24 protein-coding genes are annotated in these 24391 nt (G+C 36.0%); 10 read left to right on the top strand and 14 right to left on the bottom strand.

What is annotated here, in order from left to right:
* Positions 1-111: 111 nt before the first annotated feature.
* The 4 genes from DU508_RS11875 to DU508_RS11855 all read right to left on the bottom strand — a co-directional run bounded on the left by DU508_RS11875 (position 112) and on the right by DU508_RS11855 (position 2535).
* The gene (locus DU508_RS11875; RefSeq protein ID WP_147273626.1) at positions 112-624 is read right to left on the bottom strand and encodes a hypothetical protein; all 513 of its coding nucleotides are present in this window, start codon (positions 622-624) and stop codon (positions 112-114) included.
* A 371-nt stretch (positions 625-995) separates the two neighbouring features.
* A complete protein-coding gene (locus DU508_RS11865; RefSeq protein WP_147273625.1) occupies positions 996-1298 on the bottom strand; it encodes a hypothetical protein in 303 nt (100 codons plus the stop codon).
* 34 nt (positions 1299-1332) lie between these two features.
* Positions 1333-1857, bottom strand: a complete 525-nt coding sequence (locus DU508_RS11860; protein WP_115403025.1) for a hypothetical protein — start codon at positions 1855-1857, stop codon at positions 1333-1335.
* 318 nt (positions 1858-2175) lie between these two features.
* Positions 2176-2535 (bottom strand): hypothetical protein, encoded by a 360-nt coding sequence (locus DU508_RS11855; protein WP_115403024.1) that lies wholly within the window; start codon positions 2533-2535, stop codon positions 2176-2178.
* Between the two features lie 299 nt (positions 2536-2834).
* Between DU508_RS11855 and DU508_RS11850 the strand changes: the two genes are divergently transcribed.
* Positions 2835-3233 (top strand): META domain-containing protein, encoded by a 399-nt coding sequence (locus DU508_RS11850; protein ID WP_147273624.1) that lies wholly within the window; start codon positions 2835-2837, stop codon positions 3231-3233.
* 73 nt (positions 3234-3306) lie between these two features.
* On the top strand, positions 3307-4233 hold the full coding sequence (locus DU508_RS11845) for a YihY/virulence factor BrkB family protein (protein WP_115403022.1): 927 nt from the start codon (positions 3307-3309) through the stop codon (positions 4231-4233).
* 103 nt (positions 4234-4336) lie between these two features.
* Here DU508_RS11845 and DU508_RS11840 read toward each other — a convergent pair whose 3' ends face one another.
* Both DU508_RS11840 and DU508_RS11835 read right to left on the bottom strand, forming a co-directional pair.
* Positions 4337-4927 carry a porin family protein gene (locus DU508_RS11840; RefSeq protein ID WP_115403021.1) on the bottom strand — a complete coding sequence of 197 codons (591 nt, stop codon included), beginning with the start codon at positions 4925-4927 and terminating at the stop codon, positions 4337-4339.
* A 22-nt stretch (positions 4928-4949) separates the two neighbouring features.
* Positions 4950-5246 carry a hypothetical protein gene (locus tag DU508_RS11835; RefSeq protein ID WP_115403020.1) on the bottom strand — a complete coding sequence of 99 codons (297 nt, stop codon included), beginning with the start codon at positions 5244-5246 and terminating at the stop codon, positions 4950-4952.
* A 263-nt stretch (positions 5247-5509) separates the two neighbouring features.
* Between DU508_RS11835 and DU508_RS11830 the strand changes: the two genes are divergently transcribed.
* Positions 5510-6661 (top strand): tetratricopeptide repeat protein, encoded by a 1152-nt coding sequence (locus DU508_RS11830; RefSeq protein WP_115403019.1) that lies wholly within the window; start codon positions 5510-5512, stop codon positions 6659-6661.
* Here DU508_RS11830 and DU508_RS11825 read toward each other — a convergent pair.
* The 5 genes from DU508_RS11825 to DU508_RS11805 all read right to left on the bottom strand — a co-directional run bounded on the left by DU508_RS11825 (position 6654) and on the right by DU508_RS11805 (position 13253).
* A complete protein-coding gene (locus DU508_RS11825) occupies positions 6654-7115 on the bottom strand; it encodes a DUF4268 domain-containing protein (RefSeq protein WP_115403018.1) in 462 nt (153 codons plus the stop codon). The genes DU508_RS11830 and DU508_RS11825 overlap by 8 nt on opposite strands.
* Before the next feature lie 62 nt (positions 7116-7177).
* Entirely contained in the window at positions 7178-9829 is a 2652-nt protein-coding gene (locus DU508_RS11820; RefSeq protein ID WP_115403017.1) for a glycoside hydrolase family 78 protein, read from the bottom strand.
* Between the two features lie 211 nt (positions 9830-10040).
* The gene (locus DU508_RS11815; protein WP_115403016.1) at positions 10041-10628 is read right to left on the bottom strand and encodes a riboflavin synthase; all 588 of its coding nucleotides are present in this window, start codon (positions 10626-10628) and stop codon (positions 10041-10043) included.
* Between the two features lie 60 nt (positions 10629-10688).
* Entirely contained in the window at positions 10689-12203 is a 1515-nt protein-coding gene (accC, locus tag DU508_RS11810; RefSeq protein WP_115403015.1) for an acetyl-CoA carboxylase biotin carboxylase subunit, read from the bottom strand.
* A gap of 27 nt (positions 12204-12230) precedes the next feature.
* Complete coding sequence (locus DU508_RS11805) at positions 12231-13253, bottom strand: threonine aldolase family protein (protein ID WP_115403014.1); 1023 nt, start codon at positions 13251-13253, stop codon at positions 12231-12233.
* A gap of 218 nt (positions 13254-13471) precedes the next feature.
* Here DU508_RS11805 and DU508_RS11800 point away from each other — a divergent pair, with 218 nt between their 5' ends.
* Entirely contained in the window at positions 13472-14332 is an 861-nt protein-coding gene (locus tag DU508_RS11800; RefSeq protein WP_115403013.1) for an N-acetylglucosamine kinase, read from the top strand.
* 173 nt (positions 14333-14505) lie between these two features.
* On the opposite strand, the gene DU508_RS11795 is transcribed toward DU508_RS11800, so the two are convergent.
* Positions 14506-15195, bottom strand: coding sequence for an NUDIX hydrolase (locus DU508_RS11795; protein WP_056851726.1), 690 nt, complete (start codon positions 15193-15195; stop codon positions 14506-14508).
* Between the two features lie 109 nt (positions 15196-15304).
* Between DU508_RS11795 and pfkA the strand changes: the two genes are divergently transcribed.
* The 4 genes from pfkA to DU508_RS11775 all read left to right on the top strand — a co-directional run bounded on the left by pfkA (position 15305) and on the right by DU508_RS11775 (position 19680).
* Entirely contained in the window at positions 15305-16291 is a 987-nt protein-coding gene (gene pfkA / locus DU508_RS11790) for a 6-phosphofructokinase (RefSeq protein WP_115403012.1), read from the top strand.
* A gap of 1 nt (position 16292) precedes the next feature.
* Positions 16293-17135 carry a hypothetical protein gene (locus DU508_RS11785; RefSeq protein ID WP_115403011.1) on the top strand — a complete coding sequence of 281 codons (843 nt, stop codon included), beginning with the start codon at positions 16293-16295 and terminating at the stop codon, positions 17133-17135.
* A gap of 7 nt (positions 17136-17142) precedes the next feature.
* The gene (gene gap / locus DU508_RS11780) at positions 17143-18144 is read left to right on the top strand and encodes a type I glyceraldehyde-3-phosphate dehydrogenase (protein ID WP_115403010.1); all 1002 of its coding nucleotides are present in this window, start codon (positions 17143-17145) and stop codon (positions 18142-18144) included.
* A gap of 846 nt (positions 18145-18990) precedes the next feature.
* On the top strand, positions 18991-19680 hold the full coding sequence (locus tag DU508_RS11775) for a DUF2490 domain-containing protein (protein WP_115403009.1): 690 nt from the start codon (positions 18991-18993) through the stop codon (positions 19678-19680).
* A gap of 425 nt (positions 19681-20105) precedes the next feature.
* Here DU508_RS11775 and DU508_RS11770 read toward each other — a convergent pair whose 3' ends face one another.
* Together DU508_RS11770 and DU508_RS11765 are read right to left on the bottom strand one after the other, a co-directional pair.
* Entirely contained in the window at positions 20106-20726 is a 621-nt protein-coding gene (locus DU508_RS11770) for a Crp/Fnr family transcriptional regulator (RefSeq protein WP_147273623.1), read from the bottom strand.
* Between the two features lie 82 nt (positions 20727-20808).
* Positions 20809-21126: a hypothetical protein gene (locus DU508_RS11765; RefSeq protein WP_115403007.1), complete on the bottom strand. Its 318-nt coding sequence runs from the start codon at positions 21124-21126 to the stop codon at positions 20809-20811.
* A 475-nt stretch (positions 21127-21601) separates the two neighbouring features.
* Between DU508_RS11765 and DU508_RS24320 the strand changes: the two genes are divergently transcribed.
* Both DU508_RS24320 and DU508_RS11755 read left to right on the top strand, forming a co-directional pair.
* On the top strand, positions 21602-21961 hold the full coding sequence (locus DU508_RS24320) for a DUF6660 family protein (RefSeq protein ID WP_394341372.1): 360 nt from the start codon (positions 21602-21604) through the stop codon (positions 21959-21961).
* Between the two features lie 63 nt (positions 21962-22024).
* Positions 22025-24214 carry a TonB-dependent receptor gene (locus tag DU508_RS11755; protein ID WP_115403005.1) on the top strand — a complete coding sequence of 730 codons (2190 nt, stop codon included), beginning with the start codon at positions 22025-22027 and terminating at the stop codon, positions 24212-24214.
* Positions 24215-24391 lie beyond the last annotated feature (177 nt).

Here is a 24391-nt window from a genome sequence, read left to right as displayed (position 1 = left end):
GCCCATCAACCATGCATTTGGTTTAAAGATTTTTTGAGTGATGTTATTACCATGAAAGAAGTTCTGCCCATTGAAATGTTTCGGCAATATTACTCGCCTAAATTAGGTTTACTATTTTATCTTTTTAAAATCAAATACTATAAAGCCTATCTCATTTCCTTCATAACCAATAATATGTAAAATTTCATCACTATCTTTCTGGATTTTATAACCTATAAGAGTAGAATCTGTTTTTAAATGCTCAAGCTGAATATTATTTATATATTTATTATTATATTCTTTAAAGCTTGTAAAAGTCCATCTTCCCATTTTTAGGTTAAATGTATTAGGATATGGAATTGAAATCTTTCTATTTAAATAGAACTTTCCTCTGTAATATTTAGCTTCTGGAATACTTGTGAAATTTAGAGAATCACTCGTAATATTAAGCATTACTGAATCGGTCATTTTCAAGTTCAGCTTTTCGGCCTGGTACTTATTCGGGCTAAAAGCATAAGTGCCTAAAATCTGTTTATAGCTCATAGAGTCTGTGACTGTTTTTAAACCATATTCGCCATCAACCGTGCATTTGGTTAAGAAAGTGCAGGCAAGTATAGTTACTCCATAAATAATTTCTTTTTTCATCCTTATAATTTTCTTTAGAGGTAATGAAGCGATCAGGTTATTCATCCCAATACGTGGTCTGTAAAACCATAACAGTTTCATCATGGTTATTTAAGTTATATTATTTTACCATGAAATAGATTCTGCCCATTGAAATGTTTCGGCAACATTACCACCTAAATTAGGTTTGCTATTTTATTTTTTTAAAGTTAAATATCATAAAACCCTCTTCGGTAACTTCATAGCCAACAATATGTAAAATGTCATTATCATCTTTCTGTACTTGATAACTTACGCTAACTGAATCTGTTTTTGGATGCCTCAGTTCAATATTATTTGAAAATTTTTTATTGTATTTTGCACTAAAAAATTTCCACTTTCCTGTATATAGGTTAAATGTATTCGGGTATGGGATTGAAATCTTTCTGTTCAGATAAATTCCCATCATAGAATGTAATTTCCTTAATGTCTCTGGTTCGCAAAGAGTCTTCGGTAACATTAAGCATTACAGTATCGGTCATTTTCAAGTTCAGTTTTCTAGCCTGGTACTTATCAGGTGTAAAGGTATAAGTGCCTAAAATCTGTTTATAGCTCATAGAGTCTGTAACTCGTTCAAAATTATATCCATCATCGATAAAAGTGCATCTTGTTAAACTGATGCATATAAAAATTGCATAAATAATTTCTCTTTTCATAACAAACATTTTAAATTTTTACCGGGTTAAATTTTTACCACGATAGTATTTCTGCCCATTGAAATGTTTCGGCAACATTACCGCCCAAATTTAGTCCCGTACCTCTTGCTTTATTGGGGATTATCCCAACATTACCTCCCTGTGCCTTTATAAAACGGGTGCCCGATTCCCAGCCGGTAACATTATCAGAGCGAAACATAACATTTGCTGAATTTCCTGTTTTTGAGATAACTGTAGTAATTGATATAAACGAGCCTAAAAATATTTTAGCCACATTCTGTTCTGCTATAGTACCATAAAATTCGTTAACATCGTAACTGTAAGGTTCTGATTTAACCGTACCTACATTAGAAAATCCGCTTACTAAATCAGATTTTGTATTGTTTCTTAAAGCAATAACCGAGCTTAAGTTGTTAAAAGCATTAACCGATGGGTTATTAATGCCATTACCTGTAATTATATTTGCATCATCGCTAATTTGTATATGCGGTTGTGCATTTACCATTGGAAAGGTTCCCAGTTCAAAAAGCCAGGCCTGAAATAAGTCCTTCCATACCATGGTTTGGGGGTTCAAGTTAGTTACCGTATTAGCTTCCTCCGCAACGGATTTATTAAATAAGTATTTGCAGAGGGCAATAATGATGGATACCTATTGGTTACCAAAGAGGCTGCCTATCCAGCCAAAGTACTTTCATTTTTAAATTTTAATAAGTAAAAATCCCTAACCTTATTATCTTCTATTCCTGTACAAGAACTGAATCTCCCTTTAAATTCCATTCGTACAGTTTACCTTTCAATTTGGCATTATTATCAAACTTTATATTCTTTTCATCTGGAACAAAATTAAGTAAAAATGAATTTAGACCTTCTTTGCCTTCTATAAAAAAGAGCTCGGGTGGATGATTTCATAGTAATTTAAGTTCTGATTATTGATTACGGAACCGTTATCATTATTTAACAAACTGGTTTTATCTATATTTGAAACAGGTACACGGACAATTTTTTTGCCATCAATTATTCTTTGCTTTGCCTTACTCCAATCCGGAGATAAGAGTTTTGCTGCCGGAGTTTTCTGAAACCAGGTGTTAATGGTCTCCGGTTTAATTAGTGCCGTGTTTTGTAGCCTGAGAGAAGATTTGGGGAAAGATTGATCTTTACGACAAGTTGTGATTGAGAATAGACAAAATACAACTAGGCAGGCAATAAACATGCCTTTAGAAAGCATAATTTTTTTCATGAGTTAATTTAGATTAGTAATTTATTAGTAGTAAGCGTAATAGCAAACATAATTAAATAATTTAATAAAACATACATGTGATAAAAATATATTCTGACAGAAAAATCATGCCGTTGGGCTAGGATTAAAAAAAATCCAGGCAACAGTTTTTGAGAACCAAGTAAGCAGAATCGTTTTAGTGGTTAAACAGAATTCAAAAAAACTAAATAATTTCATGGTCTTAACAGGAATTGAGTTGCTTGTTTACAAAACATTTCTTGGATTAATTTTTGATAAAGAAATCAAAAATTAATAAAACCATGAAAAATTTACTAATCTGCGGACTTATTGTATGTTTATTCAGTTCGTGCCTGGAAAAAATCGATCAAAAAAAGCTGGCAAATACAAAGTGGGAATTAACAGAACTACCTGGTTTAACATTACCGGCATCGGCAAAGGCAACGCTCAATTTCGGTGATAGCTTAAGAATCAGTGGTAAGTCTTTTTGTAACAGCTACGGTGGACAGGCTGAAATTGTGGATAATAAGATCATATTAAAAAATATATTTGGCACCAAAATGTTTTGTCAGGAAACAAATGCTGCAGAAAGTGCTTATTTGCAAGCATTAAATCAGGTTAATGGAGCTAAGATCAAAAATAATGAACTTCATCTGTTAAATGGCAATCAGAAATTAGTCGTTTTTAGAAAAATCGATTAAATAACATTTACATAGACAAAGAGCCCGGGATAAACTATTTTCAGTAATTTCGGGCTTTTAGTTTTACCAAAGGATGCCATTAAAGATCAAAGAAAATTTGAAGTTTTTTTTCTCTACAGGGAGAAATGCATTCATCCTGTTTCAAAAAAATGATCCCTTACGCCTGGCCGGGGCAACAGCTTTTTTTACCAATTTTGCGCTCCCTCCCATCCTGATCATCTTAATCAGACTGTTTGGAATGTTTACCGACAGAAGGATGCTGGTTACCAATTTATTTGAGCGTTTAGCTACTATTCTTGATGATGACAGCATCAAACAAATCAGACTGACACTAAGAAACATCCGCGGAATAGATCAGGCCTGGTACATTACTTTATTCAGCTTTGTGTTTTTCTTGTTTGTAGCCACTACCCTCTTCAACGTGATCAAAAATTCATTAGAGCAAATCTGGAACATTGGCCACAAGGATAAAAAAGGGATTCTGAATACTTTAAAATCCAGAGCAATTTCTGTGACCATCATCTTACTTGCAGGCATCCTGTTTTTTATTGGTTTGCTGGCAGATAGTGTTCAGGCTTTTATAGGTTCCTATTTAAAAACCAGTTCCCCTTCATTTGGATTGATATTAACCTCAATCATTAACCAATTGGTATTTGTGGTTATTGTAACCACCTGGTTCACGGTGCTGTTCAGATATTTAACCAATGGCAGACCAACCTGGAAAGCAGCGATATCAGGCGGATTACTAACAGGCTGCTTATTTACCGCAGGGAAATATATTTTAAGGATTTTATTGCCTTTAAGTAACATCAGCAATATTTATGGATCTGCCGGTTCCATTATTGTTATTATGCTGTTTGTGTTTTACTCCTCGCTTATCTTTTACTTTGGGGCATCTTATATTAAAGCATTGAGTATAGGAAGAGAAACACCAATCGTTCCAACTAATGGATCGTTTGCTTATGAACTCACAGAAATTGACTTTGAAAAAACGGATTAAATAAAAAGAGACTGTTCAAAAAGTTTCGTTCAATGGTTCCGGTTTTCACAGGAAAACGAATTGACTTTTTAAACAGCCTCTTTGCTGTTATTATATTTGAGGATTATAAAATTCTATACCCCAATCCTACCGTAAACAAATTCAACTTCGTTCCAGGGTAACCTGATTTGTTGATTTTTGATAAACCTAATTCATATCGGGCATCAAAACTAAGTTTTTTCAAATCAAGACCTGCTCCGAATTGCCAGGCCAAAGCCTGGTTTTTAAAATCTGCCCTGAACACATTACCAGCTGCCTGCCCAAAACTTTGGTTTTCATCCAATATTAAAGAAAACATAGGCCCTGTGTTTATGCGAAGACCAATACCTGCGGCGCCAAATTTGGTACCAATCAATAAAGGGACATCCAAACTGGTAAAACTCACTTTATTTACCTCTCCTGTTGCATCACTAACCAAATCTGCTTTTTTGCCCGATAGGTAAAGTTCTGGCTGGAAATGAATGCCTGCGGCCCCAATCCTAGCCCACAAACCACCATAAAATCCTGCCCGGTTATTACTACTGAAGGTATTCTCTGAATCAAATTTAGAGAAATTTGCTCCGGCCTTTAAACCCAGTTGAAAGGAAGGTAGAATTTGTGCGCTTGCGAAAAAGCATGCAAACAGGCATGCTATGGTAAATGATAAAGATTTCATAATACAGATTGATTTTAGTTTATTAGCTTGTAGCGTTATTGATGGCCTCTTGTTCTTTTAAGGCTTCAACATTGTTTTTATCGCCAAAATTTTGTGTTTTGCTTGCAAAATAGTCTAAAATTCCGACAATTGTATCTAAGTTATCGGCCAATCTTTGGTGAATATCTGGTAAATCTTTCTCTAACCTGCCATCACCTAACTCAATATTATCAACTTCGATCTTTCCAATTTTCTGAATAAGTGCCTGTTGTGAATTTTGTAAATCCCCAAGCTCACGCACTATCTTTTCCATTAATTCAAACTTTTTTAAAGTATTCATAGCTCTTATTTTTAAATTTTAAACTGTTCGTAAATAATAAACCCACACACATTCAATTTGTTTTATTTCAAATAGTATTTGGAATTCTTAAAAACAACTAATAATTTAGTTTAAAATTATTCCGATATGAAACCGTCATGATTTTCAAAAATTACACAGTGGAATGAATAAACCGAGTTTGCGAGTTCTTAAACACAAAAGCGTTATAAACACAGGTAAAAAATCATGACAGCTTCATCACCATTGAAAACAATTATATACGGATGAAAAAGTTTAATTTAACCCTTGCATTATTATGGATCGGTATCGGTTCTTTCGCACAATCAGTAGATGTTGACAAGGAAAAATTATTTGAGCTTTACCAAACTCAGCGATATGCAGAGGCCGGCGAGTATTTAAAGGCTGCCTATGGGGAAGAAATCACTGATTTAAAAACACTTAATCAGATCGGTTATTGTTTTTTAATGGCAGGAAACAATGTTGAGGCAGAAAAATTCTATACCCGGGCTTACAATTTACAACCCAGGAGCCTGCCCATACTTTTTAGTTTAGGAAGTATAAGCACAAAAAGGGGAAACACCGAAAAGGCAAAACTATATTACGGGGAAATTGTGAAGTTGGACAGCAATAATTTCAGCGTATACAAGCTATTGGCGAATTTATATTCTGCTGCAAAAGATTCACTGAAACTGGTATATCTGTTAAAAGCCAATCAATTAAATCCAACTGAGGGTGATATCGCCGGCGACTTGGCAGAAGTACATGCCGTTTATCAGAATTATGAAAAAGCCTATCAGGTGTTGGACATTGCAATAAAGGCTGATAGCGAGAATTTCGTGTTACAAAGAGCTAAACTTCCCATAGCCAACCAATTAAAAAAGTACAATGAAGTAATCGTTTCAGGAGAAATGTTGCTTAAAAACGGTACAGATGCGGCTGTGATAAAGGATGTTGCAAAAGCTTGTTACTACACAAAAAAATATGATAAGGCAATTGGTTTATTCAGCATATTGGAAAAACTTGGTATGCAAAATGAAAACACATTATATTTCACAAGTTTGAGTTACCTCTACTTAAAAAATTACAAAATGGCATCGGTATATGCCAGAAAAACCATTGACGAAGCCATTTCGCCAAATACATCAAGTTATTATGCTTTGCTTGGATTAAGTTATGAAGAGAACAATCAATATACGCTTGCAAATTCTGCTTACAAAAAAGGACTTCAGTTTAAAGTAACTCCTACGCTTTACTATCGCCTTGCGATATTACACGACACTAAATTACAGCAAATCAAAAACGCACTTAATTACTATCAACTTTATTTACAGAGTAAACCTAATGCAAAAGATGATGGAGAAGAGATTAAGTTTGTGCAGGCCAGGGTTGAACAACTTCGCTTACCAGCTAAATAAGATCTTCGAAAACGGGTTTTACCTGATCCCAAAATTCATCGAGGGCGATGATGCGTGGCTTAAAGAACGATATTAAATCTGGCCAATGCTGTTGATTGAAAACACTCACACCATTTAAACCTGCTGAGATCTGACTGATTGTTTTACCATAATCATCAGTATAATCTTTTGTCCAATCCCATTCTTCGTTTAGCATATTGGTAAACAGAAGTTTAAACTCTTCAAACTGCTCGAATATCAAGTGTCTGATGTCAGCATCTGTATGAGTTAATTGTATAGAAATAACAGCTTGTTTGTTGGTTACATCCATTTTAAAAAAAATGTTTTTTACTCCGGTTTTATAATTAACCCAATGAACGGTTGATCCACCCGCAGATGGAACAGGTTTCATATATTGCCCAAAGCTGATCCAAAACTGCTGACGTAATCTTGCTGCCTCTTCTTTACTGTACATTAATAAGTTTTTCTTAAATCATACCACTAATCGCCTTTACAGCTGGCTGCAATATTAAAGTATTAATATTTGTATTCAAAATGATAGCTGCCAGAACCAATTTTCTCTTTCCTGTCTGTTCTGGGCAGCAAAACTGTAGCGGTTGAATTTGGTGGAACAGAAACATCAAGTTTAAAAACCCCATCCAGCAATGTCCATGACGATTTGATCTTTCCATAAACGGTTTCCAGTTCGCCAGATGCACTTGTTAGTTTTCCTCCGGGTTTTGGCGAGATCAGGATCTCCTTATAGCCTGGTTTTTCAGCAATGGGATTAATACCAGCGATATTTTTATACATCCAATCGCCAATTGCGCCGTAAGCATAATGATTAAAGGAATTCATATCTGGTGTTTGGAAAGAGCCATCTTGTTTTATGCCATCCCAACGTTCCCAAATAGTTGTTGCACCCATTTTAACAGGATATAACCAGGATGGATAACTTTCCTGCATCAACAGATCATAGGCAACATCATCATAACCAAATCTACTCAATACATGGCATAAATAGGGCGTGCCAAGAAAACCTGTAGTGAGGTGATTTCCATAATCTCTGATGTTTTGAACGAGCCTTTCGGCCGCCTGGTTTCTGTTTGCTTCTGGTAACATGTCGAATTGTAATGCCAATACGTAGGCTGTTTGTGTATTTGATGTGAGCTTTCCATTTGCAGTCATATTTTCTTTCACAAAAGCCTCTTTGATTCTTTTTAACAGCGTTTCATATTTTTCTACATCTTCGCTTTTACCTAAAACCTTTGCAGCATTGATCAGTAATTGTGTGGAGTGCGCATAAAACGTTTGGGCAATCATATACTTGTCGGTAACAGCCGCTCTGCCGTCATTATCATCATTGGGGCGATAAAACAACCAATCTCCAAAATGAGATCCGCTATTCCACAAATCATTTTTCGCAACTGATGAGATATAATCGACCCACTTTTTCATGCTGGCGTACTGTGTTGATAAAATGCCTTTATCGCCGTAAGCCACATACATATCCCATGGAATAATAGTAGCTACATCGGCCCAGCCTGCAGAACCTGCATCTCTTGGCGAAAGTACATTTGGAACAACGAAAGGAACGCTACCGTTCTCCAGCTGATCTGCCGAAACATCTTTCATCCATTTGGTAAAAAAGCCCGCCACATTCATATTGTAAGCTGCTGTTGTAGCAAAAGCCTGTGCATCTCCTGTCCAGCCTAATCTTTCATCTCTTTGCGGACAATCAGTAGGCACATCAACAAAATTCCCTTTTTGCCCCCATTGAATATTATGCTGTAACTGATTGAGCAATGGACTTGAGCTTTTGAAGCTACCTGTTGGTTGCATATCTGAATAAAGGGCAACTGCCGTAAGTGCATCTGCAGTCAATTCCCCCGGATACCCTTCAACCTTTACATACCTGAATCCTTGAAAGGTAAAATGCGGCTCAAATATCTGAGTTGCATTATCTTTAAGTATATACTGGTTTGCTTGTCTGGCAGAACGTAGATTGGTAGTATAAAAATTACCAGCTTTATCCAGCACTTCAGCATGGGTTAACGTGATTTTTGTTCCGGCAGTACCTTTAGCTTTAAGCATTACCCATCCAACTAAATTCTGCCCAAAATCTACCACTGTTTCTCCAAGTGGTGTTTTAAAAATCTTTAATGGTTTAAACTCTTCATGCCTGGTAACAGGTGGTCCGCTCATTCCAACTAATTTCTCATTTCCTTTTGGTAATATTCTTGCCGCTTTCCAGTCGTCATTTTCTTTATAGCCAGTATTATCCCATCCCACTGATTCTTTTCTGGCATCATAAGTTTCCCCGTCATAAATATTTGATGAAAGAATGGGACCATTGGTACTTTTCCAGGTATCATCGGTTACAAAAATTTCTGTGCTACCATCAGTATAAGTTACTTCCAGCTGGAAAAGAAGTGCCCTGGTATCTCCATAAAATTGCTTTTGAGCAGCGAAACCAATTCGTCCTTTGTACCACCCATCACCAAGAGAAACACCTATAACGTTTAATCCTTTTTTTAATGATTTGGTCAAATCATATACCTGATATTGAAGATGATTTTTATAACTCGTCCAGCCTGGTGCAAAATAATGGTTGCTGATTCGCTCGCCGTTAAGGCGAGCCTCATAAAGTCCTTTGGCAGTGATATAAGCCATCGCTACACTTATTTTCTTTTGTACATTGATTTCTTTTCTAAACATCGGACTGACCGATGAGGTATCTTTTCCTTCAACTGCAATCCAATGAGCAATCCAGTCCTTTTGGTCCAATCCTGTTTGGAAAAATTGTACTGCTGACCAACTTGAAGTGTTCCCATGATTATCTTTTACCCTAACCTGCCAATAATACTTTGTTTTGGATTCGAGATCCGGACCATTGTAGGGAATGAGCACTGATTGATCACTGTTATTTTTAACTGTCCAAACCTGGTTTTTTTCTATGGATAAGCCTTTTCCCACTCTGATCTCATAACTGCTTTGCATGGTATTTTTAGCTTCAGAATTAATTTTCCAGCTAAATCCCGGATGCGATTGATCAATACTAAAAGGATTTACTAAATGATCAACGGTTAAATCTTTAACAGTAATTTTTTGAGAAAATCCGCTAGAATGAATGAAAAAAAACAGCAAAAAGATAAAAATAACTCGGGCAGGAAAAGATAGCTGGTTCATATCGGTTAATATTTGGCTTTGATGCTACTATTATGAGAAATATTCAACAGTTAACTGTTATGCACTGTTATGAAAAATTAAGATTTAGCTTAACCTGATTATTAGCGAATTGCTTTTTAGCCATATAGGTATGTGCAGCTCTAATCGATATATTTCTATATGGCTTAATTTAATTGTTAGCGCAAATATTCGTTTTTAGCTATTATATAACTTATCTGTTTCCCATTAAACGGGCAACATATTTACCAATAATATCAAATTCCAGGTTTACGGTATCTCCAACATGCACTTCTTGTAAGTTGGTGTGTTCAAAAGTATATGGAATGATAAAAACGGAAAACTCATCTATCTGTGAATTCACAACGGTTAAACTAATGCCATTTACACATGCAGAGCCTTTTTCTACGGTTACATTCCCGGCAGAGGAGTCATATTTAAAGCGGTATTCCCAACTTCCATCCAACTCCTCTCTTTTAATGCAAACGGCTGTTTGATCTACATGGCCCTGAACAATGTGCCCATCTAAACGGGCATTCATTTGCATGCAACGTTCTAAATTAATTTTACTGCCAATTTTAAGGTTTCCCAAATTGGTTTTCTTTAAAGTTTCATCTATTGCAGTTACTGTATGTGTGTTATCATTCAATGCCACCACCGTAAGGCAAACACCATTGTGTGCCACACTTTGATCTATTTTTAACTCATGGCTGATAGTCGATGAAATGGTAAAATGAATATTAGTATGATCGTTTTGAATGGCAGTTACTTCGCCAAGGTTTTCTATAATTCCGGTAAACATTTCTATTGATTTTGGAAAGGGAGAGAATCATCTGATTTTGCAAATCCCTTTCGCTGTTATTTAGTATTTTAATCTGTTTTTTCTCCAATCGGAAATTTTTGTAACGCTCTTTTCAACCGCATTCACATTTCCGTTCCTGTTAAAAAGCCTCATTGTAATTATGGCGGCAATCATGGCTTCTGTTTCATCACTGCTCTTTAAACGTTGCGGATTAAAATATTTTCCAACAAAATGAGTATCAAAGTGACCGGTTTTAAAGGCTTCATGCTGCATTACAAATTTACCAAAACTTAATGTTGTTTCAATCCCGGTAATATCATATTCTTCAATAGCCCTGATCATTCTTGCAATGGCTTCCTCCCTATCTTTTCCATAGGTGATTAATTTCGCAATCATCGGATCATAGTAAATCGGGATCTCCATGCCCTGTTCAAAACCATCATCAACCCTTACACCATTTCCTTTTGGGGTTTTGTAAGTTTGTAAGGTTCCTATATCAGGCAGAAAATTATTATTAGGATCTTCGGCATAAACCCTCAGTTCTATCGCATGTCCATTAATTTTTAAATCATCCTGTGTGAAACTGAGTTTTTCTCCAGACGCCACTTTAATCTGCTCTTTAACCAAATCGATCCCAGTGATCAACTCTGTAACGGGATGTTCAACCTGTAATCGGGTATTCATCTCCAGAAAAAAGAAATCGAGATTTTCATCGAGAATGAATTCTACCGTGCCAGCTCCCGTATAATTAACCGAACGTGCTACATCTACTGCGCATTTACCCATTTCCCTTCTGATTTCTGGAGTAAGTACAGCCGATGGCGCTTCTTCCACTACTTTTTGATGACGGCGCTGAACAGAACATTCACGCTCAAAAAGATGAACAATGTTTCCATAATGATCACCGAGCACCTGAATCTCAATATGCCTCGGAGAAGTAACATAACGTTCGATAAAAACTGATCCATCTCCAAACGCAGAGGTAGCCTCACTAACCGCCAACTGCATTTGTTCTTCAAAATCTTCAACGTGCTCTACTATTCTCATTCCTTTACCGCCGCCTCCGGCAGCAGCTTTGATCAAGATGGGGAACCCCACTTCAACGGCTCTTAATTTTGCCTCGTTAACATCAGTTATAGCCTCCTCAGTTCCAGGAACCATCGGAATATTATATTTCAAAGCCGCAGCTTTTGCCGATAATTTGTTGCCCATTATTTCCATGGCCGTTGGAGATGGCCCAATCAAAATCAAACCTGCATCGGCAACCTGTTGTGCAAAACCTGCATTTTCTGACAGGAAACCATAGCCAGGGTGAATAGCTGTTGCACCAGTATCTATACAGGCTTGAATGATCTTTTTACCAACCAGATAACTTTGGTTTGATGGTCCCAAACCGATGTAAACAGCCTCATCTGCATAACGTACATGAAGTGCATCACGATCTGCTTCAGAAAAAACCGCTACAGTTTTAATGCCCATTTCTTTAGCCGAGCGCATGATACGTAAAGCAATTTCACCACGGTTAGCAACAAGGATTTTTGAAATTGACGTAATAAGTTTTGGGTTTTTAGACATTGGCCATGTACTTAAGATTAACCTTTATTACAAATGTAAAATTATTTCGATAGCCTCATCAATCATTGATGGATTAAGATCAAGATGCGTAACCAATCTAATGGTACTCGCGCTGGTAGTATTACAATGTAAACCTTTTTCCTTTAGCTGATCTACAATCTTTTGCGCCGAGCCATTTGCTACTTCAAATACGACAATGTTGGTTTCAACAGGCATAATGGATTGGACATAACTGGTTTTGGCCAGTGCAATGGCTAAAGCTTTAGCATGTTCATGATCATCTTTTAATCTTTCAACGTGATGATCGAGTGCATAAATCCCGGCAGCAGCTAAAAACCCGGCCTGACGCATTCCACCACCAAAAGCCTTTCTGATTTTTCTGGCTTTCTTTATCATGTTGTTGGTTCCCAACAAAACGGAACCCACCGGAGCTCCTAAACCTTTTGATAAACAAATGGAAATTCCATCGAAATACTTACCATACGCACTTGCTTTATCACCCGTGGCCACAAGCGCATTGAAAATACGGGCACCATCTAAATGCAGTTTCAAACCTTTAATGTTACAAAGGTGATGAATAGGAGCAATTTGATCCAGCGTATAACATTTCCCTCCACCTTTATTTACAGTATTCTCTAAAACAACTAAACTGGAATTTGGGTAATGAATATTATCTTCATTGATTTCCGGCTCTATTAACTCAGGGGTCAGTATGCCACGCTCGCCATATAACAAACGAACAGATGCAGCTGAATGATAAGCAATGCCGCCAATCTCATAGCGATACACATGGGCGGTTTGATCACAAATCACTTCATCCATGGGTTGGGTAAAACATTTAATGGCAATTTGATTAGTCATCGTACCAGATGGGCAAAACAAACCAGCCTCCATATTAAACATTGATGCCAGCTTATTTTCCAGAGATGTGACAGTTTCATCTTCTCCAAAAACATCATCCCCTACCTTTGCACTCATCATGGCATCTAACATACCGGCGGTTGGCCTGGTAACTGTGTCACTTCTGAAGTCTAAAAATTTGCTGTTCATTTTGATAAAAATTGTAAAATATTTTTGACGTTAAAAAAAAGACCAATGCCTTTTCTGGTATAATTTTAAGGTTTTTAGCCCATTAAACACTGTATATAGTGTATTTTTTACACACTTAATTTTTCACAACAACAAATTGTTAAAAAATTATTTAAAAAAAAGATACAAAATATAAGAGTTTTTATACTTTTATCGTGCTAAAACCAAAAATAAATAAAATGATAGTAATTGCAGACGGTGGATCTACCAAAACAAATTGGTGTTTGATCAACGAGGCCGGCAGAAAAATTTACTTTAACACCGAAGGTTACAATCCATATTTTTCGAAAGGAGATTACATTGTAAAGTCTTTGAATGAAACTCTTCCAGACCACTTGGAGAGAGAAAAATTGACAGCAGTTTACTATTATGGTGCTGGATGTTCCACTCCGGCAAACGTAAAAATTGTGGCCGATGCCATGAAACAGGTTTTTACCAGTGCTGAAATTTTTGTTGGGCATGATCTCCTTGCCTCTTGCAGGGCACTTCTTGGGAACGAACCAGGATTTGCTGCTATTTTAGGCACGGGAACCAATTCATGCCTGTACGATGGAACAGACATTACGCTGAACATCGACTCATTGGGTTACTTTTTAGGTGATGAAGGAAGTGGATCTTACATTGGTAAACGCATCCTGAGCGATTACATGAAAGGCTACATGCCAAAAGGCTTACGTGAGGCATTTTATGATAATTATGCCTTAACAAACGAAGATATTTTTGATAATATCTATAACAAGCCCCTGCCGAACCGTTTCTGTGCAAGCTTTAGTAAATTCCTGTATGATTTTAAAGATAATTATGAGGATTATACATTCAGTACAATTGATTATGCATTTACAGCCTTCTTTGAAGCGTTGGTTATCCACTATCCAAATTATAAAGACCACAAATTAAACTGTGTAGGTTCTGTAGGTTACAGTTTCCGCGACATATTAAGTATTGTTGCCGATCGTTATGAAATGGGCGTTGGTAAGATTATCCGCTCGCCTATAGATGATTTGGTGCACTACCACCTGGAACTGGCACCGAAAGGATAATTCAGTTAACAGTTTTCAGTTCGCAGTTTGAAGTATTAAACTTCTTTAGGAAAACTTATAAAAAAACCGGTTTGAAATTCAACCCGGTTTTTTTTATAACAGATACATCTCTTTAGTCTTTGTTCTGTGCTTCATGCTCTTTGCTTCAAGCCCTTTGGTCTTTGCTCTTTCAGCTAAAATGAGATCTCTTTACCAAAAAGTTTGGCATATTTTCTTTTATCAAAGCGATATAAGGTCGCGGCACGGTAAGAAACACCTTTCTGCTTTTCATCAAGTTCCTTTAACACACCAAAGCTTACAATTTTCTTTCTGAAATTTCTTTTATCGAGTTTTTTACCCAGAACCAACTCGTAAACGTGTTGCAATTGCGTTAAGGTAAATTTTTCTGGCAAAAGTTCAAAAGCAATTGGTTGATGCTTAATTCTGCGCTTAATTTTCTCCAGGCCTTTATCATAAATTTTTTGGTGATCAAAGGCCAGCTTGGGTAAATCGGTTATAGGTAACCAGTTTGCTCTTTTAGCATAGGTACTGATCGGACGAAGTTCTTTATCTCCTCCCAAACGAATCAAAGCATAATAAGCTAGTGTAATAACCCTACCCTGAGGGTGCCGGTTGGGATCACCAAAAGCATAATATTGCTCCATGTAAATACCACGCAAGCCAGTAAGTTCATATAAAATCCGGGAGGCAGATTGATCTAAACTTTCATCGGCACCTACAATGTTACCGGGCAGCGCCCACCAATCTTTAAACGGTTCTTCATTCCTTTCAATAAGCAGGATTTTTAGTTCCTTACCATCAAATCCAAACAAAACGCAATCTATTGAGAATACTGAATCTAAATGAGGTAAAATTTGTTCCAAGGTAAAATTTAGTTATTTTAAGCAGATAAAGGTATGACTTTCAATATTAAGTAAAAAAAATAAAAAAAATTACTTAGTGTAAAAATTACACACTATATTCGTATCATAGATGAAGCCAAATATTAAAAATATAGCTGTACTTACCTCTGGTGGAGATGCCCCGGGAATGAATGCCGCAATCAGAGCTGTTGTTCGTACTGGAATATACCATGGCATTAATATGTTTGGTGTAATGCAAGGTTACCAGGGTTTAATCACAGATAACATAAAACCAATGGATGCCCGATCTGTAAGTAATATTTTACATTTGGGCGGAACGATTTTAAAAACCGCACGCTGTTTAGAGTTTAAAACAGATGAGGGACAGGAAATTGCCTTTAAAAACTTAAAGAAAAACGACATTGATGGATTAGTGGTAATTGGTGGCGATGGAACATTCACTGGCGCCAAACGCTTTTCTGAAAACTTCGGTGTGAAAGTAATTGGTATTCCCGGAACCATTGATAATGACTTAGTGGGTTCGGATTTTACCTTAGGTTACGACACCGCCATTAATACCGTAATAGAAGCCATAGATAAAATCAGGGATACTGCAGATGCGCATGACAGGTTATTCTTTATAGAAGTTATGGGACGGGATTCTGGATGTATTGCACTGAGAAGTTCAATTGCAAGTGGTGCAGAGGCCGTTTTACTTCCAGAAAAGGAAACCAGCGTGGTGGAATTGATTAATAAGCTCGCCCTGGGCGCCGCAACTAAAAAATCATCCAGCATTGTGATTGTTGCTGAAGGCCATAAACAAGGTGGTGCTTATGATATTGCTAAAAAGGTAAAGGAAACCTTTTATCATTATGATACCAAGGTAACAATACTTGGTCACTTGCAACGCGGCGGTAGTCCGAGCAGTTTTGACAGGATTTTAGGCAGCAGATTAGGTTTTGCAGCAGTAAACGCATTAATTGCCGGCGAAACCGAACAAATGGTTGGCTTAAAAGGGAACGAAATCAAACTGACCAGCATTGCAGAAGCTCTGACATCTCATAGCTTTAAGCTGGAGCCTGATTTATTGGAAATGACCGAAGTTTTATCCATTTAGCATGATAGCGGTTGTTTATAGCGGATCGAGGACAGCATTTTGGAAATTAACTCAAAATGGACAAGTTGTTGCACATTGTAATACAACAGGCATCAACCCTACATTTGTTGATCCAAAAACCATTTTGCAGATTCTTAACAAGAAAATAGTTCTGGTTAACAATGCTGAAAATATAAAGAAAATTTATTTCTTTGCAGCCGGAGCCTCATCACCTGACCGTAAAGAGGAATTAGCGAACACCCTGTCTTCATTTTTCAGATACAGCAAAGTTTTCGTTGAAAATGATTTATTCGGTGCTGCAAAGGCTGCCTGTTATGATCAGCCAGGAATAGTTGGAATGTTGGGCAGTGGCTCACATTGTGCTTATTTTGATGGAAAAAGACCAGTAAAAAACAACTTCGGATTAGGTTATATCCTTGGTGATGAGGGATCTTCAAATTATTTTGGGAAAGTGCTGTTAAAAGATTTTTTAAGCCAAAAATTACCAAAAGATCTGGAGGCCAAATTTGTAAGAAACTATAATCTGGACCGCCCTCAAATATTGGAGAGAATTTATAATAAGCCGCAGGCAAATGTTTTTTTAACTTCTTTCTTTGATTTTTTTACACAAAACATTGAACATGAATACATCATTAAATTAATTGATGATGGATTTGAGAAATATTTTCAAACCTATATTATACCGATGGTAAATAAATATGGCGACGACGATATTCATTTTGTTGGTAAAGTTGCAGCAGAACTGGAAGATCGCTTACAACTCGCCGCAGAGCGACATAAACTTAAAATTAAAACCATTATTAAAGAACCAATACTTAATTTATTAAAACATTACACTAATTAACAAAACAATGAGCAAAATTGGAATAAACGGCTTTGGCCGTATCGGCAGACTGGTTTTCAGAGCTGCACTAAAAAGAGGATTAGATATTGTAGCAATTAACGATTTAATCGAGCCAGATTATATGGCTTATATGTTAAAATATGATACCATTCATGGCAAATTTGATGGCACAATTGAAGTTGTTGACGGTAATTTAGTTGTAAATGGTAAAACTATTCGTGTAACTGCAGAAAGAAATCCTGCTGATTTGAAATGGGATGCTGTAGGCGTTGAGGTGGTGATTGAATCTACTGGTTTATTTTTAACCCGTGCTGATGCTGAAAAACACATTGCTGCAGGTGCTAAAAAAGTGGTTTTCTCTGCTCCGGCTAAAGATAGCGATATCCCAACTTACGTAATGGGCGTTAATCACCATAAATTAACAGCAGATCAAACTATAGTTTCCAATGCATCCTGTACAACAAACTGTTTGGCACCAATCGCTAAAGTATTAAATGATAACTTTGGAATTGTTGAAGGCTTAATGAGCACAATCCATGCGGTAACAGCTACTCAGAAAACAGTAGATGGTCCTTCTGCAAAAGATTGGAGAGGTGGCCGTGGTGGTTTCTCTAACATCATTCCATCATCAACAGGTGCTGCTAAAGCAGTAGGCATGGTTCTTCCTGAATTAAAAGGAAAATTAACAGGCATGTCTTTCCGTGTTCCTGTTGCTGATGTATCTGTAGTTGATTTAACTGCCCGCTTAGAAAAACCAGCTACTTATGAGCAAATCAAAGCTGCCATGAAAGCTGCTTCTGAAGGAGAATTAAAAGGCGTATTAGCTTATACTGAAGACGAAGTGGTATCATCTGACTTTATTGGCGATGACCACGCTTCTATTTTTGATGCAAAAGCAGGTATTTCTTTAAACGATAATTTTGTTAAAGTTGTTTCCTGGTATGATAATGAGTGGGGTTATTCTTCAGCTTTAGCTAAATTTGTAGAATATTACGGCAATTTAAAATAAAACAAGGCCGTTAGCCATTATAATAAATTAAAAGGCGGGAGATGTAAAACATTTTCCGCCTTTTTCATGCAAAAAACTTTTTCACTAATAAATGCAAAAAATAAATTAGTCAAAAAATACACTTTACTTAAAATAATTGATCGAAAACCTAAAAGAAATAATAAAAAATTAAAATAAATCAATCAAAATTAATCAGGACCTGTTTTTTAATTAAAAAATTGATACCAATTGGATATACAGTATCGCATTTTGACAATATTTAACAATTACTTAACATATTTTCAGACTATATTTGCAAATCATTCGTTTTAAAAATCAAAACCCTTATAAAAGCATTTGCAAATAAAAAATGACAAAAAAAATACTTAAAAAAATCTTAGTGTATTTTTTACACTATCATTTTTTTTACTATATTTGTAGTGTAATAAACGGAACGATGTTTGTTAACATTAAAAAAGAAAAAACATTCTCTTAAAAAACCAAGGTTTTTGGTAGAGAATTAAAGACAAAGCCTGGCTCATAACAGGTTTATATTTGGTTAGAAAAAAGAGATACGTCTGGATGGAGTATCTCTTTTCTTTTTTATAGCCTATTTGCACTGTTTATCAGCAAGTTAGGATCTAAATTCAGGATGAGTAGTGATTAATCAATTAATTGAACTTTCTTTTTTAGAATTGAGATTTAAGTATTGGTATATATACACCGATTGATAGGGGCAACTGATTATTCTTTAGGATAAAATTTGAGATATGTAATTATTACGATGAGCGTTCAAATGAAAATGCCATATGATAAAACATTTGCAGGTTGGGCTTTGTCTAACTGGAAGAATCTTGAACAGAGAACATGAAAAATCCTATCGTACTGGTACTTCTTCTAATGATTACCTTAAGGTCTTACAGCCAAACTGAAGATACGGGTTGGATCTTTCTTTCGCATGCACAGAAACTATCTGATAAATTCGATCTCCGTGCAGATCTGCAGGCGCGCTCTTCTCACAAACTTGATTATCTTTCAGCACTATTGCTTCGAAGTGCGTTGAGTTACAATTTAACTGAAAAAAATTCTGTTGCAATAGGCTACGCTTTCTTTGGTCAATGGGATGAGAAGGACGGAGAAAAACTTTACTCGCCTGAACATAGAATCTATCAGCAATATCTCTATTCCTTTAAAGCAGGGAAAAACGAGCTCAATGTGCGGTTTCGCTTAGAGCAGCGTTTCGTCAGGGAAGAGGACGATATAAACTTTTCGCAACGTGCAAGGGCATTTTTGAGTAGCCAGATCCCTATAAGTGCCAATAGTGATTTTACAAAGGGGATGTATGCCGGCCTTCAAAACGAGATTTTTCTCACTATTCAGAACAAAGAAAAGGTTAATGGCAGCATTTTTGACCAAAACAGATCTTTTGCTTCAGTTGGATATAGATGGAGCAAAAAGATAGATACTGAGTTTGGTTACATGTACTGGATTCAAAAAGAAAAGGACATGAGTGTCAGAAGAAATGTTTGGCAATTGATGATAACCACAAATCTCTAATGCCATAATATTGAATTCTTTTAAAATATCATTTCCCAAAATCAGCGCCGAACTGCCCGTTCATTTCTTAAAAGTTTTAACTTTTGTAAAACTATTTACCATATAAATTAAGAACAGGGTTAATTACAACTTTTGAATAAATTAGCTTACCAGCCCAGAGAGAAAAGAATAAAGTAAAAATTCTTATGGTTTAATAAAAGCAAAGCCCTCTTTTTACAGAAGGCTTTGTTTGTTTTAATAAAATCGTCCCGTGATTTAATTCTAACTTTTCAAAAATAACATTACTTTTCTGTTATTACAGTTACTTTTTCATTATGTAACCCTATTTGTGAACTCTTCTCAAAAAATGTAAACTTTCGTGTATTTTGTCAATACCAGTGCAATAACAGCGACAATTATCAAAGATTAAAATTAGTTGATTCTAATTAACCGACATTTACACTATTTCTTAAAGAAAATTTAGATCTGATCCTGCTTAAAGTTTCCAGTCTTATCCCTAAATAACTCGCTACGCAGCGTAGCGGTACCTTATTAATATCAAAAGCGTTTAGTGCCAACAATTTTTCATATCTTCTCTCTGCTGAAGGTATTCTGGCTAAAATCGATCGTTCTGATGCGGCGTGATATTGAAGCGCAAGAATTTTACGGCCAATCACATTGGTTTCAGGATGGATGTGGTATAATTTATTGATCAATGCACGGGATATCACAACTAGCTCCGTATCCTCCAAGGTTTGTAAATATTCAATTGATGAACTTTTTTGATCTAATGGATGCTGTATAGCACCAATAAATTCATTCCCCATGCTGATCCAGGTGGTAATTTCCTTGTTATCATCCTTTATAAACCCCCTAACCATTCCCTTTATCACAAAAAACACAGCGGCATTATGATCTATCGGAGAAATTATATATTTATTTTTCGGGACTAAAACAGGTATCGCATTTGCAGTGATTTCCATAATAAAACCAGCCGAGATAGGATGCAGGCTACTAAAATAGTTGATTACTTTATTAATTAGTACAGACTTTTGAGTTTGGAGCATTGAAATAACATTAACAGATTATTCCAGAAGTTAATCAGGAAGAAAAAATAAAATTATAGGTTCTGAAAGAAAGGCTATGAAACTATTCGCTTAGTTTGATGTGTTTGCCGGCAATTTGATTAAGCCAGGTGAACAGTTTAATTTTGGTTTCATCATAAAGTGAAATAGAATTCCAGATCTCAACAAAAGTACATTCTAAAATGTGTTTAGCTCTTGTATCTTCCTTTACAGTTCTTAAGATGTTTCCATAAAGGGCGGCGGAATACTGCTTATATAATGACTTAAATGCAATTTCATCTTGTGTTCTTAAGCCATTCAGGAAAATTTCATGATCAGAAACCCAAACCTTAAGGCTTGAATCTGTTTTGTGATCACTTGAATGATGAATTGGTGCTTGCATTTTTTACCCGGTAGTAGATGCTTAACATTACCATGCATATTTTGTTTAATCAGGCAAGGAACATTCAAACAACCCATTGGAATACAGCAGAAAAAGGAGATTAAAATCAACATTTAGAATCTTCTGATTTGATTAGCAAAATAACATAGTATAGTGAACATCATTTGAAAATTGGCACGTATATCTAATTTTCGCGTAAACTTTTGTGCATACGAAAAATCAACTGGAGTTATCGCCAACCCGACCGTAATAAATGATAAAAAAGACCTTTTCAATTTGTTTGGATAAGCAATATTTTACTTAATTTTTCACTTACGAAAAAAAAGCATGCCCGGTTTTTCAATTTGTTTAATTTTTTTCTCTTTCTTACCCGTAACACAAATCCCACGGAAATTAACAAATTCGTTTCAAAAACCTGGTAATTTATTTTAAAATGATTCATGTTAATCTGACAAAATCTTATCATTAATTAAGTATGATTTGTACATTTGCTGAGCGAATGAAATTTTTGATTTATTTACTTAGTCTCTGCATTTTATCTTTGTCTTGCATTACCTGCGAGGATATTGCTGAATTGGAAAATAGTCAGATCAGAATTTCTTCCGTAACAATAGAAAAATCCAATCATGCTGTTGATCAGGATAATTGCACACCATTGTGCACCTGCAATTGCTGTGGTCAGCCATTGGTGGTCAATCTCTCCAATTCGTCCTTCATATTTCTGAACAGGTTGATTTCCAATAAGCAGTTGACGCGTTATGATAATCAGTTTGTATCGGATTATAGCAAAAACATCTGGCAACCGCCAAAATTGAATAGTGTTTTTATCGAATAACCGATTTTAAATGAGGATCAATTTAACATTGATCGATCTGTACAATATTCATTAATCAATAAAATGCGAAAAATAATTTTATTACTATGCACCACCATGTGCATGGTAAGTGCCTACGCACAAAACACCTTCAAAATAATAGTAAAAGACAAGGAAAGTAAAGCCATTTTGAGTGATGTGACCATCCTAATCAAAAACACTAATTTAATTGCTAAAACCGGCGCTGATGGTATAGCAACCCTTAGTAATATTCCCAACGGAAACCAGACACTCCTGATCAGAAATGTCGGTTTTGAAGAACAAAAAATAATGTTGAGCTTCCCCTTAAACCAGAATGAACCATTTGAGGTTTTAATGAATCTGGCTGAAGATGAGCTTGAAGAAGTGATTGTTTCTTCTACAAGAACCAGCAGAAGCATACAAAACACCCCAACGAGGGTTGAAACCATTGAACTGGAAGAAATTGATGAGAAAAGCAATATGCGCCCGGCAAACGTATCAATGATCTTGCATGAAAGTACAGGAATTGCCGTGCAACAAACCTCGGCAACCAGTGCCAATGCGAGCATTAGAATACAAGGTCTTGATGGACGATACACCCAGCTTTTGAAGGATGGTTATGCAAGTTTCGGGAATTTTGCGAGCGGTTTGAGCATTCTCGAAATTCCACCGCTGGATTTAGCACAAGTCGAAATTATAAAAGGCCCATCATCAACATTGTACGGTGCCGGAGCCATTGCAGGTGTGGTTAATTTTATCTCAAGAACGCCAAAAGAAAAAGCAGATTTTAACCTGATATTGAATCAATCCAATGTTGGTCAAACCAATATCGGGGCTTTCAGTATGCAACGTAATCAGAAGTTAGGCTATAGCCTGTTGGCTCTTGTAAATTTCCAAAAACCATACGATGTAGATAAAGATGATTTTACGGAGCTTCCAAAGACGACAGATTTTACGATTCATCCTAAATTGTTCATTTATCCTGATGATAAAACATCAATCATTATTGGTAATGCATTTACCAAAAGCGACCGTACCGGTGGCGACATTTTCGTAGTCAGGGATAAAGCTGATGCCAACCACCGTTATTTTGAAACCAACACAAGTATTAGAAATACTTCTACAGTTGATTTCAGCTATAAAACAGCAGAGCGGGATTTGTTAAAAGTAAAAACCAGCTTTAATTACTTCAAACGAGGAATATCAATTCCTGATTACGGTTTTAATGGGGTCAACTATAATTCCTATACTGATATGAGTTATTTGAAAAACCTCAAAAATCAAAGTCTGATTTTCGGAGCAAACATTGTTTTTGATAAGTTTTCGGAAAGTGATCAACAACCTGCACTAAAAAAGGATTTTACCACTAAAACTGCAGGGGTTTATGCGCAGCACACTTGGGACATTTCTGAAAAATTTAAACTTGAAAGTGGTTTAAGAGCAGATTTTGTGAATTATTTTAATGCTTACTACCGCAATGATGAAGCTTTTTTATTACCAAGAATATCAGCGCTTTATAAATTTGATGATCACTGGAGCTCAAGAATTGGCGGAGGCCTGGGTTATAAAACCCCTACCCTTTTTACCGAGCAAACAGAAACCTTCCAATATCAAAACTTACTTCCATTGGAAAATGTGAAGGCAGAAAAAAGTTATGGAGGTACTGCAGATGTGAATTATAAAACGAGTATAAGTGATGATTGGATGATCAGTTTCAATCAAATGTTTTTTTATACCCGGATCAATAATTCAACCATCTTGCTACAATCACCTACCGGAGATTTTTATTTTGGAAACACCGCACAACCCGTAAGAAGCATGGGTTTCGAAACTAACGCCAGATTAATTTTTCATGAATATTTCAAGCTTTTTGCGGGATATACCTTTACAGATGCAAAGGCTGATTATTTACCTGTGATTCAAGCCATCAGGTTATTGCCGAAAAGCAAATTAAATCTGGCTTTGCTTTATGAAAAGGAAAGAAATTTCAAGATTGGGCTGGAGGGTTATTTTACAGATAAGCAGTATTTATACAATAATCAGCAAACCAATGCATTCTGGGAGTTTGGGTTTATGGCTGAAAAAGTTTTTGGAAGGATATCAATATTCATCAATGCAGAAAACTTTACCGATACCAGGCAAAGCAGGTACAAAAGTGTAGTTAACGGATCGCACCTTAACCCAAATTTTGATGATATTTGGACACATACTGAAGGCCGTACCTTTAATGGCGGACTAAAATTAAAACTGTAAACTTCTTATTTGTAAAATATAAAAAGTATATCTGTATCTTTTATAAAGTTACTAACTCTACCAGGCATCATATTTATCAGAGTTAGTAACTTTTAAAATAAATTAGCCGCATTTCAAAATCAACCACTTTAGATATCTTAGAAAACCTAAGATAATAACATAAACTTTGACGCTCTT

Source organism: Pedobacter chinensis, assembly GCF_003339865.1.
Lineage (GTDB): Bacteria > Bacteroidota > Bacteroidia > Sphingobacteriales > Sphingobacteriaceae > Pedobacter > Pedobacter chinensis.
This window is presented reverse-complemented; position numbering and strand designations above follow the sequence as displayed.